This is a genomic window from Chryseobacterium echinoideorum (assembly GCF_007474535.1).
In the GTDB taxonomy this organism is placed as follows: domain Bacteria; phylum Bacteroidota; class Bacteroidia; order Flavobacteriales; family Weeksellaceae; genus Chryseobacterium; species Chryseobacterium echinoideorum.
Map to the genome: position 1 here is coordinate 89,914 of NZ_VKNW01000002.1, position 15,206 is coordinate 105,119.

The 15,206-nt window shown below is 32.3% G+C and carries 13 protein-coding genes; 3 read left to right on the plus strand and 10 right to left on the minus strand.

Features of this window, described 5'->3' with window-relative positions; all coding sequences use genetic code 11:
- Nucleotides 1-120 precede the first annotated feature (120 nt).
- Complete coding sequence (locus FOL89_RS02860; RefSeq protein ID WP_144281343.1) at nucleotides 121-918, plus strand: hypothetical protein; 798 nt, start codon at nucleotides 121-123, stop codon at nucleotides 916-918.
- Here the strand turns inward: FOL89_RS02860 and FOL89_RS02865 are convergent.
- The 6 genes from FOL89_RS02865 to FOL89_RS02890 all read right to left on the minus strand — a co-directional run bounded on the left by FOL89_RS02865 (nucleotide 909) and on the right by FOL89_RS02890 (nucleotide 9,327).
- Nucleotides 909-2,213: an HlyD family secretion protein gene (locus tag FOL89_RS02865; protein WP_144281563.1), complete on the minus strand. Its 1,305-nt coding sequence runs from the start codon at nucleotides 2,211-2,213 to the stop codon at nucleotides 909-911. The genes FOL89_RS02860 and FOL89_RS02865 overlap by 10 nt on opposite strands.
- Nucleotides 2,203-4,401, minus strand: coding sequence for a peptidase domain-containing ABC transporter (locus FOL89_RS02870; protein ID WP_144281344.1), 2,199 nt, complete (start codon nucleotides 4,399-4,401; stop codon nucleotides 2,203-2,205). The genes FOL89_RS02865 and FOL89_RS02870 overlap by 11 nt, the downstream gene beginning before the upstream one ends.
- 6 nt (nucleotides 4,402-4,407) lie before the next feature.
- Nucleotides 4,408-5,874 carry a TlpA family protein disulfide reductase gene (locus FOL89_RS02875; RefSeq protein WP_144281345.1) on the minus strand — a complete coding sequence of 489 codons (1,467 nt, stop codon included), beginning with the start codon at nucleotides 5,872-5,874 and terminating at the stop codon, nucleotides 4,408-4,410.
- 69 nt (nucleotides 5,875-5,943) lie between these two features.
- Nucleotides 5,944-7,347 (minus strand): TlpA family protein disulfide reductase, encoded by a 1,404-nt coding sequence (locus FOL89_RS02880; protein ID WP_144281346.1) that lies wholly within the window; start codon nucleotides 7,345-7,347, stop codon nucleotides 5,944-5,946.
- Nucleotides 7,348-7,435: 88 nt separating this feature from the next.
- A complete protein-coding gene (locus FOL89_RS02885; protein ID WP_144281347.1) occupies nucleotides 7,436-7,699 on the minus strand; it encodes a hypothetical protein in 264 nt (87 codons plus the stop codon).
- Between the two features lie 35 nt (nucleotides 7,700-7,734).
- Entirely contained in the window at nucleotides 7,735-9,327 is a 1,593-nt protein-coding gene (locus FOL89_RS02890; RefSeq protein WP_144281348.1) for a vitamin K epoxide reductase family protein, read from the minus strand.
- A 206-nt stretch (nucleotides 9,328-9,533) separates the two neighbouring features.
- Here FOL89_RS02890 and FOL89_RS02895 point away from each other — a divergent pair, with 206 nt between their 5' ends.
- Nucleotides 9,534-9,821: a helix-turn-helix transcriptional regulator gene (locus FOL89_RS02895; protein WP_144281349.1), complete on the plus strand. Its 288-nt coding sequence runs from the start codon at nucleotides 9,534-9,536 to the stop codon at nucleotides 9,819-9,821.
- A gap of 9 nt (nucleotides 9,822-9,830) precedes the next feature.
- Here FOL89_RS02895 and FOL89_RS02900 read toward each other — a convergent pair whose 3' ends face one another.
- Nucleotides 9,831-10,874 (minus strand): PA0069 family radical SAM protein, encoded by a 1,044-nt coding sequence (locus tag FOL89_RS02900; protein WP_144281350.1) that lies wholly within the window; start codon nucleotides 10,872-10,874, stop codon nucleotides 9,831-9,833.
- Nucleotides 10,875-11,011: 137 nt separating this feature from the next.
- Entirely contained in the window at nucleotides 11,012-11,203 is a 192-nt protein-coding gene (locus FOL89_RS02905; protein WP_144281351.1) for a hypothetical protein, read from the minus strand.
- A gap of 185 nt (nucleotides 11,204-11,388) precedes the next feature.
- Between FOL89_RS02905 and FOL89_RS02910 the strand changes: the two genes are divergently transcribed.
- Entirely contained in the window at nucleotides 11,389-11,733 is a 345-nt protein-coding gene (locus tag FOL89_RS02910; RefSeq protein ID WP_144281352.1) for a hypothetical protein, read from the plus strand.
- Between the two features lie 72 nt (nucleotides 11,734-11,805).
- On the opposite strand, the gene FOL89_RS02915 is transcribed toward FOL89_RS02910, so the two are convergent.
- Nucleotides 11,806-14,322 carry a hypothetical protein gene (locus FOL89_RS02915; RefSeq protein ID WP_144281353.1) on the minus strand — a complete coding sequence of 839 codons (2,517 nt, stop codon included), beginning with the start codon at nucleotides 14,320-14,322 and terminating at the stop codon, nucleotides 11,806-11,808.
- A gap of 27 nt (nucleotides 14,323-14,349) precedes the next feature.
- Complete coding sequence (locus FOL89_RS02920) at nucleotides 14,350-15,141, minus strand: DUF2797 domain-containing protein (RefSeq protein ID WP_144281354.1); 792 nt, start codon at nucleotides 15,139-15,141, stop codon at nucleotides 14,350-14,352.
- Nucleotides 15,142-15,206 lie beyond the last annotated feature (65 nt).

Below are 15,206 nucleotides of genomic sequence, written 5' to 3' on the forward strand. Positions count from 1 at the left end.
GGATAGTAAGGGTTAGAAAGTTTTTGGAAAGTTTTTGGAAAGTTTTTCGGTGACATCTACGGAAAACCGTAATGCTGAAGAATTAAAACTTGATAATTTTCGCACTAATAACCATCGAATATGTCAAAATTTTTATCTGAAAAGAAAAAACTATTGGAAGATGTCTATGAACAGGCTTCAAAGGACGCTACAGAGCAATCGTTTAGTGGAATTCTTTCACATCTTGAACGGGTTTTGGAAGATAAATATGAACGATTAAGCTATAAATCTTTTGAAAATTATTACAAGACAATAGTTGAAAAAGGCGAAGATTATAATATCAAGCGATCTATATTAGATAATCTAAGCAGATACGTTGGATATGATGATTTTAATAAATATTGCTCTGAATGGAAAACAATAGAATATACGATTCAGCAAGCAATATCAAAAATTGTCATTACAATTATCAATAAACCGATTTTTACAATCCCGGAAATTTTTAAAAAAAATGGACTAGGTATTATGGAAATGGTTTTTGTTATATTATTAGTTACCGGAGGTGTAGTGTTTTCTAATAAAAAAACATCCGAACCTTTGGGTTGGATGTCTGGCTGGAGTTCTCCCGCTGTTGATAAACCTTATATGTATTGGGAAAATGACAGATATATGGCAACAGACAGCAGTTATTTGGGACCACAAGTCAATGTGATCCCAATGAATTCTCATATGTTTATCTATCTAAAAAAAATTACAAGACCAGACACCCTTACTATTGATAATTTTAAAGGAAAAGTCTGGTATGATAAAAGTAATAATGAAGTGGAATTTTTTACAAGTTTTGGACGGCACCCTGAAAATGGTAAAACGTTAAAGGAAGCAACATACCATATTATTGAAAATTATGCAGGATTGGATAACGAAGAAAATCAGGACTGATAGCCCAAGAGTTTTCTGATCTGATAAAAAAATCGTTCAATCAATCTTAAATCCTGAGTAACGATTTCAGCATTTCCTCTTAATTCTTTATCAAACTTCAGTGTCTTATTATATGAAGTTTTCAGACCTTTCGGAAGGATGACATCCACATAATAATTTCCTTTATCATCCGGAATAAGAGAGATATTCTGCACTTTTCCTTCGATGATTCCGTATTCCTGAAAACGGTAATTATCCAGTTTGATCAGAACTTTTTCTCCCGCAATTATTTTTCCTGAATTGACGGCAGGAACAGACATTCTTCCGACCAGCTGCTCTGTATCATCGGGTAAGATAGAGATGACCGGATCTCCGGCTTTCACAAACTGATTTTCACCAAAAAACTGCTGAAAGCTCGCCATTCCGTTGGTAGAAGAAATAATAAGATACGTTTGCTCCCATTGTTTTAGGGATTTTCTAAGATTTTCAAAAAGCTGTAAGGTTTGCGAAGAATAGGTAATCTTATCCTTTTCTATGTTGATTGCGGTTCCGCTTTTGGTTTTATTTAAATTTGAAATGCTTTCCTGAAGCTGTGATAAAGAAATATTGATGTTTTCGAGGTTTTGCTGAGCCTGCAGAAACTTTATTTTTTCGTTTTCCAGTTCCATCGCTGCAATAACTCCCTGATTGAATAACTCCTGAGAACGCTGATAGTTTTTCTTAGTCAGCTCATATTTGGTGATTTCCAGATTTTTTTGCTGTTTTAGATTAGCAATTCTTATTCTCGCTTCTGTCATGCTTTGATTGGCGGCAAGATTCTCCGGAGCATACGGCTGAAGACGGGTAAAAAGATTTTCATCCTGAAAAGCTTTTGCAAAACTGTTGTAATCACCCTGCAGTTCGCCCAGTTTGAAATTGGAAACTTTACTCAAAGGAAATGACAGCAGATCGTCAGATTTTATAGAATCAACAATTGTCTTAAGCTCCAAAACATCCTGATAGTTTGCGGTAGATTGTAAAACCATCATCACGTCACCCTTTTTTACTTTCTGATGATCTTTGATGAAGATTTTTTCGATTTTTGAATTACTTCTCGCTTCAATTTTTTCCGGCGGATTCTGGGAGGTCACAATAATAGGAGCCGGAACAAATTCAGGATATTTAATGATGTAACTCATCACCATAATCATGATCAAAATAACAAAAATAACGGTGTTTCCCCATCGGATCATCCAGTGAGGAGGCTGTGTAAGAATATCCTGAACGCTTTCTGAACGGAGTTCTATGTTGTATAAAATATCTTTCTTAGTTTCCAAGTTCCAGTTGGTTTTTAACAAGTCTGTAATATTCACCTTTCAAAGCAACCAATTCTGCGTGACTACCTTCTTCTACCACTTTACCTTTATCTAAGACGATAATTTTATCGGCATGTTTCACGGTTGATAATCTGTGTGCAATCACGATTGCCGTTTTGCCTTTAAAGAACTGTTCGAGGTTTTCCATAATTACTTTTTCGTTGTTGGCATCAAGAGCAGAAGTGGCTTCGTCGAAAAAGATGTATTCCGGAGATTTGTAAACCGCTCTTGCAATGAAAAGCCTTTGTTTTTGTCCGCCGCTTATCCCAACTCCTTCATTTCCAATTTTGGTATTGTAGCTGAGAGGCAATTCTTCAATGAAATCCTTAATATTGGCAATTTCTACTGCTTTTCTCAGCTTATTTTTGTCTACGTAATCTTCTCCTACTGCAATATTATTAGCAATGGTGTCATTAAAAACATAACCTTCCTGCATCACAACACCGCACTGATCTCTCCAGAATCTTGGAGAAATATTTTTCATCTGAGTGTTCCCGATTTTTATTTCGCCTTCATTGGGTTCATAAAACTTCATTAAAAGTTTTAGCAAAGTCGTTTTTCCGCTTCCGCTGGCTCCGACAATAGCGGTTGTTTTTTGGAATGGAATATTTAAGCTCAGATTTTCAAAAACAAACTGGTCGGAACCAATATATCTGAAAGACATATTGCTGATTTCTATATCTTTCTGAGGAATCTCATTGGCATATTGTTCGTTTTTATTTTCTTCATCCTCTTTATCATGAATTTCACCTAATCTTTCCAAAGAAATCTTGGCATCCTGAGTTTGTTTGATGAAGTCTATCAATTGTAAAAGCGGACTGTTTAACTGACCAATAATATATTGAACCGACAACATCATCCCTAAAGTAAGATTTCCCTCCAAAACCAATTTAGCGGAAAGAAAACTCACCAGTATATCTTTCATCTGATTGATAAAATTTCCGCCTACAGATTGCCATTGTTCTAATGATAGCGATTTTATTCTCAATTTAAACAATTTGACTTGCAAAAACTCCCAATCCCAGCGTTTTTGCTTTTCCGCATTGTGCATTTTGATTTCCTGCATTCCGTTGATCAGTTCAATGACCTTGCTTTGCTCCTGAGAAACCTGTGAAAATCTTTTATAATCGAGTTCTTTTCTTTTGTTAAGAAAAAAAGTGATCCATCCGACATACAAAACCGCTCCAACCAAATAGACAACAAACAGTCTGTAATCATAAAACAGCAAAACGATACTGAAAATGATCAGATTGACTAATGAAAATAAGGTGTTGAGCGATGAATTGGTGAGAAGCTGCTCAATCCTGTGATGGTCATTAATTCTCTGCATGATATCTCCGGTCATTCTCGTATCAAAGAAACTGATCGGAAGTTTCATCAGTTTGATGAAGAAATCGGAAATAATAGAAATATTAATTCTAGTAGAAAGATGCAGTAAGATCCAGCTTCGGATGACTTCAATTCCCATTCTGCCGAGAAAAAGCATCACCTGTGCAAGAAGCACAAGATAGATAAAATTGATGTCCTGATTCTGAATACCGACATCCACAATGCTTTGGGTAAGAAAAGGAAGAATCAGCGAAAGTAAACTTCCCGCAAGTAAGCCTACTGCCAACTGAAAAATAAGCGATTTGTATTTCAGCAGATATTTTGAAAGAAAAGAAAAACTTGCCTTACTTTCTTCATCATCAAATTCGGTTTGGAAAAAAGCGGGCGTGGTTTCAAGAATCAAAGCAATACCTTCTTCCGTATTTTCGTTAGCGTTTTCACCGATCCAGAATTTGATAAACTCTTCTCTTGTGTAACTAATTAGTCCGTAACTCGGATCAGAAATATAAACAATATTATTTTTATCAATCTTGTAAACTACTACAAAATGTTGCTTATTCCAGTGTACAATACACGGAAAAGGAACTTCTTCAGAAAGCGTGTTAAAATCAATCTGAACACCCAAAGAACGGAAACCTAAATCTTCTGCGGCATCGCTTAAACCCAATAAACTGCTTCCTTCACGAGTAGTTTCGGAGAGATTGCGGATCTGCTGCAAAGAAATACTTTTGCCGTAATGTTTACTGATGATTCTGAGACAGGTGGGACCGCAGTCTTTGGCATCGGGTTGAAGGTAAAAGGGAAAGGTTTTGGATAGCAATTTTCGTTATTTAGTTAGTAATTTATTCAGTATTTCTTTTGTTTCTGAATCTTCAGGACTCGGAGCATTTTTATAGATAAGTCTTCCATTTCTATCAAAAATTAAGTATCTAGGAATGCTTTCTAATCCTAATTTTTTAAACTCCATAGAAGTATCCTGATTGGCAACAATGTAAGAATTTTTAAAAAATTCTAAATACTCTTTTGCATTTGCTGATTTCCATTTATCAAAATCTTTGTCAATCGACAGAAAAATAAATGTGACATCTTTATTTTCAAACGCAGCCCTTAATTTTTTTGAGGATGGCATGGCTTCTCTACAAGGCAAACACCAGCTCGCCCAAAAATCAAGATAAATAATTTTCCCTTTATTTTCTTTAATTAATATATCTAATGATTTTGTTTGCCGATTAATACTTTTTAAAATTATACCATTTGTGCTTTTATCGAATGAGTACTTCTGATTAATAATTTTCACATAATTTATTATATCTTTATTTTTAAGTGTAGTAAATCTTTCTTTATACAAATCAGCAGTTTTCACAGGATAATATTTTAGTATATCTTCTAGATAATAAAAAAGAAGGTAGTTTTTTGTTTGTTCTCCAAAGTCTTTAGAAGAAAAAACAGCATTAAACCCTTTATCGCTTTCCCTTATTTGACTATTTATTTTTCCTTTAAAGCCAATTGAGTATAAATTATCTACAAAAGACTTTATAAAATATCTGTAATTAGGGTATTTTAGTAAGGAATCTACTTTTATTAGATTCTTAATTTTTTTATGATCGACATCTGATAAATTATGTGTTTCTTGCAAAACATCATTATAAAAATCAATCTCTTTTATTTTTTTTACGTTATTGTAATATGTTGTAGTTATTTTCTTTTGAGAATAAAGCGAATCTAAGATATAATTGTACTGAAAGTAATATTTTTCGTAATCTTCCCGTGAACTAAGATACTCCCCTTGTTTGGGAGTTCTACTTTTAACTAATAAAAACTCTGTAAATGACAATGGTTTTTTAATTTTTGAATCAATATATTTTGTTACATTGTACTCATAATCATTTTTGTTAATTACTTCAAGAGTAGGAGTGTTGCCATTGTAAACAATGCGTAAAGTATCTCCTTTCTCAGGATAATAATATTCAGTTTTAAACAAACCATAATTAATATAAATACCTGTTTCTTTAGGAACTAGTTTAATATTAAAATTTTCCGAGAACAATATTTTTCCTTCTATGGAATCGTTATAAACAACTAATAACTTTGGATTGTTATTAATAAATTTTTTGCCACCAATGAATGTAGCAGGGATATAAGCTGAGTCTATATTGGCAATTTTGACAAAAATACTGTCAGAGTTATTTTCCTGATAATCAATGTTATTAAAATCACTCTCTTGCTTCGGGCTGCAAAAGAAGAATATTGAAGTTAAAAGAATCAAGAAAAATTGTTTATGTATAGATTTCATTTGGTTGTTTTTTATTAAGCATCATTCCTTCAAAAAAAGAAATAGCGCTTAAGTCAAATGTTTTATGAATTAATCCAAACCACAAATATTTTTAACCTCTTCTATTGTAATTTCTCCTACTTTCATTTTAATTATTTTTCCTTCTTTATTATAGATGATATTTGTTGGATAAGACTGTATTCTATTTTTTTGTATGTAAGGTCCTTTATCACTTAATAATAAATAACTTGAAGATAACTTGTCTAATTCCAAATTCTTTGCTGCATTAATCCATGCATTTTTTTCGGTATCTATAGATATGTACACCAAAACTATTTCATCACTATTTAGCTTTCTGCTTTCAGGAACTAAAACCCTTAACTCTTTAATACATGGAGAGCACCAGCTCGCCCAAAAATTGAAAAGAATATACTTCCCGCGATTCTCATTAATAATATCTTCAATACTAGTATTTTGACCATTAATTGTTTGTACTAAAGTTTTCGGACTTTTTTTAACAAGCAGTAAATTCTCATATTTTTCCTTCAATAATTTTTTGAAATAATCGTTTGATGAGAAAGAATTAAACTTGTCCAAATATGTTTTGAATGCTGAAGCATTATTAATTGATAATATTAATCTATAAAGTAACAAATCCCTAATATCTGGATTTAAATGCAAATTTAATTTTTCTATTACATTATCTGGAACTGTTTTACTATGATCTATATCAAACAGTTTATTTGTAGAAATTGATAATAGGTTTAATGTAATTACATTAGTGTTTTTATTGGTGAAATGGGCAATATCTCTCCATGCTTTATATTTTTCATCTTCATTTTTAGGAAATGTTTTTACAATATTTTCGAAATTCCAAAATAAATTATAGGCATAATAAAATGAAAGAAATTGTTCTTTGACATCACTACTTATTTTAACATCACGTTCATACTGATCTAAAAACTGTATTTTCAAATCGTTAAAAAAAACTCTATTAAATTTTTTAATACTATCTACATTTTTGTTTGGAACATTGAAAGCTTTTTCTCTCATCATCTTTACATCAGAGTTGTAATTCTCCTGATACCAATCATCATAACTACTGAAAATATTTAAATTCTGCTGTTTCTCCTTACTATTATTTAAATCATTCAAATTAACCGAATTATTTTCATTAAGAACAATCTGGATTCGATCTCCGGGTTCAATAGGAAAACTCTTAACAGGACTGAAAATTTTAATAATATTTGTACTATTTGTATTTAATATCAGTGAATCTCCGTTTTTTAATTTAACGGTCACAGGATTTAAATACTTGTCTTGAGTTATAATTGCAATTTCTTTTTTATTACTAGCCAATTTGGCAAATATTATCGCTTCTTCTTTATTCCGATTCAAATTAATTTCAGAAGTCTCAATTTTGTTTTGTGAGTGACAAAAATTTGGAAACTGACTATAAATTATTAACAGTAAAAGATAATTTAATCTAAACATTTATACAGTATTCTTTAATTAAAAGTTAAATAAAAAATCTTCGGAAGAGAGATTATTAATCTCCTTCCGAAGAAAATAAAAATTGCTGTTAATTACATGGAACATAATTAGAGCAACTGTCACAACACCAAGTAGCGTATTCATTACCAGTTGTCGTTTCTGCATTATTAAATGCATTCATAGCTTCTTTAGCCTCTGCCATAGTCATTTGACTATCCATCAAGCAAGTGAATTTTGAGCCACCAGAAGTTTCATGATAAACGACTCCGCAAGTTCCTCCACCAGCAACGCTTAACATTTGTTCTTCTCCAAGAACTTTTACATTTAACGAGTTTTTTAATAAATCTAACATAGTTTTAAAGATTTAAGGTTAATAAAAAAGTTAATTTATAATCGTTGCAACTGACTATCTTGTTGTTTTGTATATTCTTCATACTTCAGAAAATATTCTATAAAATATTGTACATCCTTTGGATCATAAATTCTAGGAAAAACCTTATTATTGATCACTAAAGCAGGGGTATAATCTAACTCATTATAGATACACCAATGATTATGGAGCATTAAAGTTTTATTATGTATAAAGTCTTTATTAATATCCCATTGATCAATCCATGTTTTAATATTAGGATTTTCGTACCAATCTGATAAGCATGCCTCTATATCGTTTGGTTGAGATTGATTAATATTAAGCATTTGTTCTGTAATAAAAGTTCTAGGATCTTTTCTATCATTAAAAGGCACTAAGAACCTTAACTTTAATTGTATTTGTGGATACTTGTTCACAAGTTCTTCATACACTTTATGAGTCTCGATACAGCTTTCGCATAATGGATTTGTAATTGCAGTTAGCGTGATTAAAGGATTTTGTCTGTTGCCCAAAATAATCTCATTAGCAAACTCTTGCTTCTCTATTTGTCTTGCGTTATTCACATAAAAAGGCATAAACAGATGATAATTTCTTTTAAAAGAAAGAAGCTCTTTTTTAATATCATTGAAAACTCCAATTATTTTTAAATTAGGCTTTAGAGAAAAAAATACAACTGTTGCTAAAGCAAAAACAACAAATGAAATAAATATGGTTATACCATCTGCTTTTAGTTTTTGTGTTAGAATAATTATAGTTCCCATGGTAGCCCAACAACCTAAACACAACACTATCATTAAACACAAAGGGCACCATGTTTTTACAATCTGCCACTGATAATAAATTGAAAATATAATCATGGGAACAGTGACTAAAGAAATGATAGGAAGGATAAAACTATGAGGCAAAATTAATTGTATCACCAGAATACTCACGAAATAGATGAACGAAATATCGGATAATGAAACACCAAAAAACTTGGCTCCTTTCGATTTCATTACATTTTCGCAATTACTATTTGGCAAAGCGGTACAAAACTTATCTGTAAACCCCGTATTAATATTGTAATCTTTCCTAAGAATAAGAATCGAAACAAATACTCCAATAATTGAGCCTAAAAAACCTAAAGTATATGGAACAGAATGTGTTGCCATGAATATGTAAAATACCAAACCAAAAACCAATGATCCAATCAATAATTGACTTTGATATTTTTCAAACCGTTGGCTTATTCCTTTTTTTGCATCCTTGTTTTCATCAGCAATGATTACAATTCTTTTCCAATTGCCAAAGAATTCATCAATTGGCTGGGTTTCAACTTTATTTTGATCAGAGGTAATTGTTACTTTATCCTTCTTGTTATTTAGTTCTGCAATTACAATCTGCTGATTACCGTTTACATCAACAAGAGCTAAACAGGGTTTAGGAAAAGTTAAAAATGTTTCAAAATCAACCTCTGCAACCATTGAGTCAATATTAAATCTTGCTAGAGTATCTTTTATTGAATTAAGTTTCGGATAGTCCGGATGAGAAGATAACCACAGACCAATATTCCTGTGGTCATAATTTAATGATTTAAGCCATAATATGACAATTGTGGTTAACGTTTTCAAATTTAAATTTTTTTTGCTTTGTGCTATATAATCCCTGATATAGGTTTGTGCTGATCAGCGTTTTGTATTTTACACCTATAAAATTTTTTCAAATTTAAACACCATAATTCACCCATCCAACCAAAAATTACCGCTTTTTATAGCCTATAAATTTTGAAATACGAAAATTATTAGTATTTTCGTTATTAGAAACATGAATTTACAGGATGAAAAAAGAGAAATTAATACAAATACGTAAAGCAAAAAAAATTTCCCAAACAAATATTGCCACTTATCTCAAAATAAGTCAGACTCAATACCAAAAAAGAGAATCCGGAAAAATCAAAATTTCAGATGAAGAATGGAAAAGAATTGCACAACTTTTAGAAGTAGAGGTTGATGAGATATTTGAAAAAAATATTAAGCAAGTCAATGAGAAAAGTTTATTAAAAGAAGAACTCAATTTTCTTAAAGAAAAAATAAAAAATCTGGAAGAAAGGTTATTGTTAGATTAATTCTAAATTCTAAAACAACCTCAGCTGCTGCTCCTTCGTCCCTGTAAAGCCATCGGTTGAAAGCTTAGGAAACTCTTTCCCATCAAAGAATTTCTTTCTGCCTATTTTAAAAGTATTGTGAATCATTTCGGCAATATTTCCTTCACCTTTCTGTCGGTCAAAGTATCTTTTTTCTCCCAGTTTTCCGCCATGCATAGACTTTATTAAATTTAAAACCTTTTGTGCGCGATCAGGAAATGCATTTTCAATCCATTGTACAAAAACAGGTTCTACGGTATCGTTCAGTCTCACCAAAGTATATCCAAAACTCTGTGCGCCTGCTTCTGAAATAGCTTTTAAAATGGTTAAAGGCTCATCACTGTTCAGTCCCGGAATGATTGGAGCCACCATAACATGGGTGGGAATCCCGTTTTCTGACAGAATTTCAATGGCTTTCAGCTTATTTTTTGCAGAACTTGTTCGTGGTTCCATCTTTCTGCGCAGATCTTCATTAATGGTCGGAATACTAAGAGATACAGAAACTAAATTCTGTTCTGCCATCGGTTTTAAGATGTCTAAATCCCTCAGTACCAAAGCATTTTTCGTTAAAACATTCACAGGATGACGGTAATCAAGACAAACCTGTAAAAGTTGTCTGGTAATTTCAAACTGTCTTTCGGCAGGTTGATAGCAGTCTGTATTTCCGGAAAGTAGAATCGGAAAAGGCTGATATCCTCTTTTTTTGAAAAATTTCTCCAGCAATTCCGGAGCATTTTTCTTTACCATTATCTTTCTTTCAAAATCAATTCCTGCACTGTAACCCCAATATTCGTGGGTGGGTCTTGCAAAACAGTAGGAACAGCCGTGTTCGCAGCCCTGATAAGGATTCATCGAATATTCCATCGGTAAATCTTCGCTTTTTACTTGGTTGACAATTGTCTTAGGAAAAATTTCCGTGAAAGTTGTTTTTATGGATCCTAAATCTTCATCATCAGGCTCATACCTAAACCTGTCAAAACGATTGATAACATTTCGCTGAGCTCCCTGACCTTTTTTAAAATTTTCGTCTCGCATATTTTATTAACGTAAAAGTAAGCTTAGAATTATTGAAAATAATAAGATTTAACACGATAGTTTTCCACAAAAAATCCGAAATCAAAAAATGATTCCGGATTTAAAAAAATTATATTCTTACTATTTCTTACGGGTCGCTATTTAACGGCATAAAATTCTATTCCGTGATCATCATCATGATTTTTGCTGTCAAAATGTCTGTGATAATCAGAATAATACTCATTATATTTTCTGCTCTTCTTAGATAATATTTTTTTTACGCCAAAAAAACTTAAAACTGCCAAAAGTCCTACGCCTCCTGCCAGTAAAACTCCTACTTCTTTTTTCATATGTAGATATTATTTTAATGTTCCAAGATCAATAAGTTTCAAAAGAAATATTATTGATCTGTCTCAAACTATATCAAATAATATACCTTTTTGTTTTTTAATGAATGATAAATTTTGTTAATCATTAAAAAATGCTTTTAGTGCTTTATGGTTTAAAAATTGTACTAAACATAAAAAATATTATTATGGAAAATTCAGAAAATATAGACAGAATGACAACGCTTACCAGTGTCATGGAAACTTTAAGACAAAGAGGAATTCACAGAGAATTCAGAATGAATGAAGAATGCGAAATGAAATATGAAGGATCAGATAAAAATTACAAACCCGAAGAACTTAAAATTGTAAAAACATACAGATTTGAAGGGTCGAGCAATCCTGATGATAGTGCTGTTTTATATGTAGTTCAGGATAACGAAAAAAATCTAGGAATTATTCTTGATTCTTACGGAGCAGAAAGCAATTATCCTGGTCAGGAATTCGACGCTTTTTTAAGAGATATTCCTATCGAAGAAAGCGATGAATATTAATATAATTTATTTACTATATTAAACATCCCGAAACTGAATGTTTCGGGATGTTTAATTTTAAAACTTTTTCAACTATTTTTTCTTTTTGGGAAGCACAGTTTTTTTCGTATTGTTTTTTGATTTTTCAGAATTGATTCCTATTAACGTTTTTTTCAATCCGCTTTCTATACCTTTCCAAAACATATTAAAAAAAGATTTGGTAGGATCTCTTTCTACCCCTTCCACGACCACAGATTCAGGAAACTGACCAGAATCTGTTTTAATGAAAATGTTGGCAACGGCACTTAGAAGATTCTTTTTTTCTTTACTTTTTTTATTCAGAACAGAAATTTTTAAATCTTTGTGCTTTATTTTGAAAGTTCCGCCAATTCCTTTCGGATCACCATTAAAATCAAACAGCATTTGCTGAATAGATCCCGTTGCCGAAACACTCATATAAGGTACAATAAAAGAATTCAACGCAACAGCAGGGATATTGTCTAAGTTTCCTGAAATAGCAAAGCGATCCGTCTGATCAGCGGTGTTAAAACTCCAGTTTACCGCCAATGGTGAGGTCTTCATAAACTGACAGTCTATTTTTATGGCAACCTGAGTTGGCTTTCCTTTCATTTTTGCTGAATTAAGATTGTTAATATTCATATTAAAATTACTGAAAGTAAGCTTTCCCGGACCATTGCTTTTCGGAGTGTCTTCTTCATATTCGAGGATCGAATTTTTAAGTTGAAGATTTGTGATAAACATCGGAATTTTAATGGTTCGCAATAACTTTGAATACAAAGGCTTTATCTTCGGGTCATCTTCCGGAATTTTACTTCTGAAAATATTGGCATTTGCAGACTGAATAATCACTTGGGAAGCATTGATTGATTGATTTTCCGAGAATAAATCCCAGTTTCCCTGTGCAGAGATATGATCTGCTTTAATGTCATACAGATCCTGTTCCACCGGAATCATTCTTATAAACTGGGCTCTTGATACAAGCGGGATCATTGCAAAACGGCTGATCTGAACTTTATTCTGATTCAGACTCAAGGTAGCCATTTTCATTTGATAAAACTTGGTTTTATAACCAAAATCGGTTGCAGTAGCCTGATAATTTTTTACCTTCACAGCCATTCCGTTGTTGGCGGCATTTTCTGTAAGTTCGAGATTTTCAATGGAAGCATTCAGATTATTAAGACTTAGAGGCTGTTGGTTGCTCTCGTAAATAATATTAGAGTTTTTAAGGTCAATTTTTCTGATCTTGATAGGGAAATGAATTCCTTTTACCGAGTTTTTCTTTTTTTGTGAAGTTTTTGCAGAGGCAATTTTACCATTTACGCCATTAATAAGAATATCTTTTATGTCCAGATTGAGTTTTTTGTTTTTAAAATCTAATGTATTGATGTTGAACTTAACAAGGCTGGTTTTAAAATCCATAACCAGATCAGAGTTTACAGGCTTTGCAGTAATATTTTTAATCTGACCACTTTTAGGTGTTAAACTAAAACTTTCTGCAAACAGATTTTGTTGATCGTTGTAGTAGATTCCACTTCCTGAAATCTTGAAATCTTTGTACAGGACAGGAATTATTTCTTCTGAACTTTCTTTAGTCATTTGTAATTCGGAAATCTCCATATTGAGATCCTGTGCAAAAAATAAATCTTTTGCATCCGTTTTTACCATTTGTATTTTTGCATGGGTCACTTTGATATTTTTCAGATCCAGCTCAAAACTTTTTTTCTTTACAGCTTTTTTAACCGAAACACCGCTGTCATAAGTTCTTATAAAAGGGTTTACAAAAATAGCATTAGCAAGAGAAATTTTATTTTTTTGGAGAGAAATATCCTTAAAGGTCATTTTCGGAACCATACACTGAAACATTTTAGATTTTTCAGGATAGTTTTTTTTAAACTGCTCGAATGAAATCAACGGCTGAAGCTGAAAATTCTCAACAGAAACTTGCCCATTGGTGGTGGCAATTTTAGCAATTTTAAGCTCATAAATGTTATCGGGCTGAAAAAAGAAATTTTTTCCTGTAATACTGTAATGATCAAAAATTACCGGAAGTCGTTCCTCAACAGATTCTTCCATCATCTGAAGGTTTTCCACATAAAGATTGAGTTCTTCAACGCTAACCAATTTTTGTCTTGTATGACGGAAAACAGCAATACTTCCGTCATTGATTCTGATGTTTTCAAACCTAACAGGGTTAGGCTTTTTGTCCGTTTTTTTGTCAATAGGTTTTGGAAGAATAATATTAAGATTGGGGTTAGACAACAAAAGATCATCAGAGCTGATTATTTTGTTAAACATAGCATCGTAAATTCCGAAACGGCTGATTTTCAGGGTGTCAATCGTTCCCTGAAGTCCTATGACAGACATGTTTTCCGGGTTTTTATTGTTAACAGTAATTCCTGTTGCAAGAATATTTCCTGTTCCCAAGTCTATATTTAAAGATTTATAGGTTATACGGTAATCTGTGTTTTTTTTGATGTAGCCGGGAAGTTGGGTTTTAAGCCAGATATTTAAGCCAAAATTTGCCAGTAAAATAATTCCCAGCAATATACCAAAGCCAATAAGAAGCTTCTTAACCCAAGGTTTTTTCATAATTATAATTTGTTTTTCATTAAGTTATCAGATTTTCAATTCTATGACATATCCTTCGTGTCCTCTCACATTCATAAAATTTCCACCCGCAAAACTTAAATATTGTCCTTTTATTCCGATAAGTTTTCCGGTAAATTCGGGGTTTTTATCCAGCGTAAAAGATGTTACTTTTTCAGGCTTCTCATAAGGATAATCAAACTTCCACAGATTTTCTCCTTCCGAATAAAATTTTTGGAAATCTTCAGGAAAATATTCTCTGATCTTCTGCTGGAAATCTGCTAAATCTATTTCGCCTTCAAAATCATCCTGAAGCATTTTTTTCCAGCTTGTTTTGTCTGCAATATGTTGCTTTAGCGCAACTTCTATCATTCCTGCTTCATAGCGGTTTTCTGTTCTGGCAATAGGAAGAGCAAAAGTGGCTCCCTGATCAATCCACCGTGTCGGAATCTGCGTATTTCTTGTAACCCCGACTTTTACATCGCCTGTATAAGCCAGATATACAGTATGTGGTTGTAGTTGAATCTCTTTCTCAATATCCAAATCCCGTTCCGCAATTCCCAGATGTGCAGTAGAAAGTTCTGGACGAATAATGGTGTCGCTTGCATAAGGACTTTCAAAAAAGCAGTTTTTACAGAATCCCATTCTGTAAATTGTCTTGTCTAGCCCACAGTTGACGCATTGATAGCCAATGTGTCTTATGGTTAATTCTTTCCCGAATAGCTCATTCATGTGAATCAAATCGTTGGAAAGATTAAGATAATACTGGATAGGCTCATCGTTGAAGCTTGTCATTTTTAAAATTTGTCCCTGAAACTGCATGCTTTAAAATTTTAAATAAATATAGAAATTAAAATCTACTTTGCTTTGTTGTATTTCACATAAAA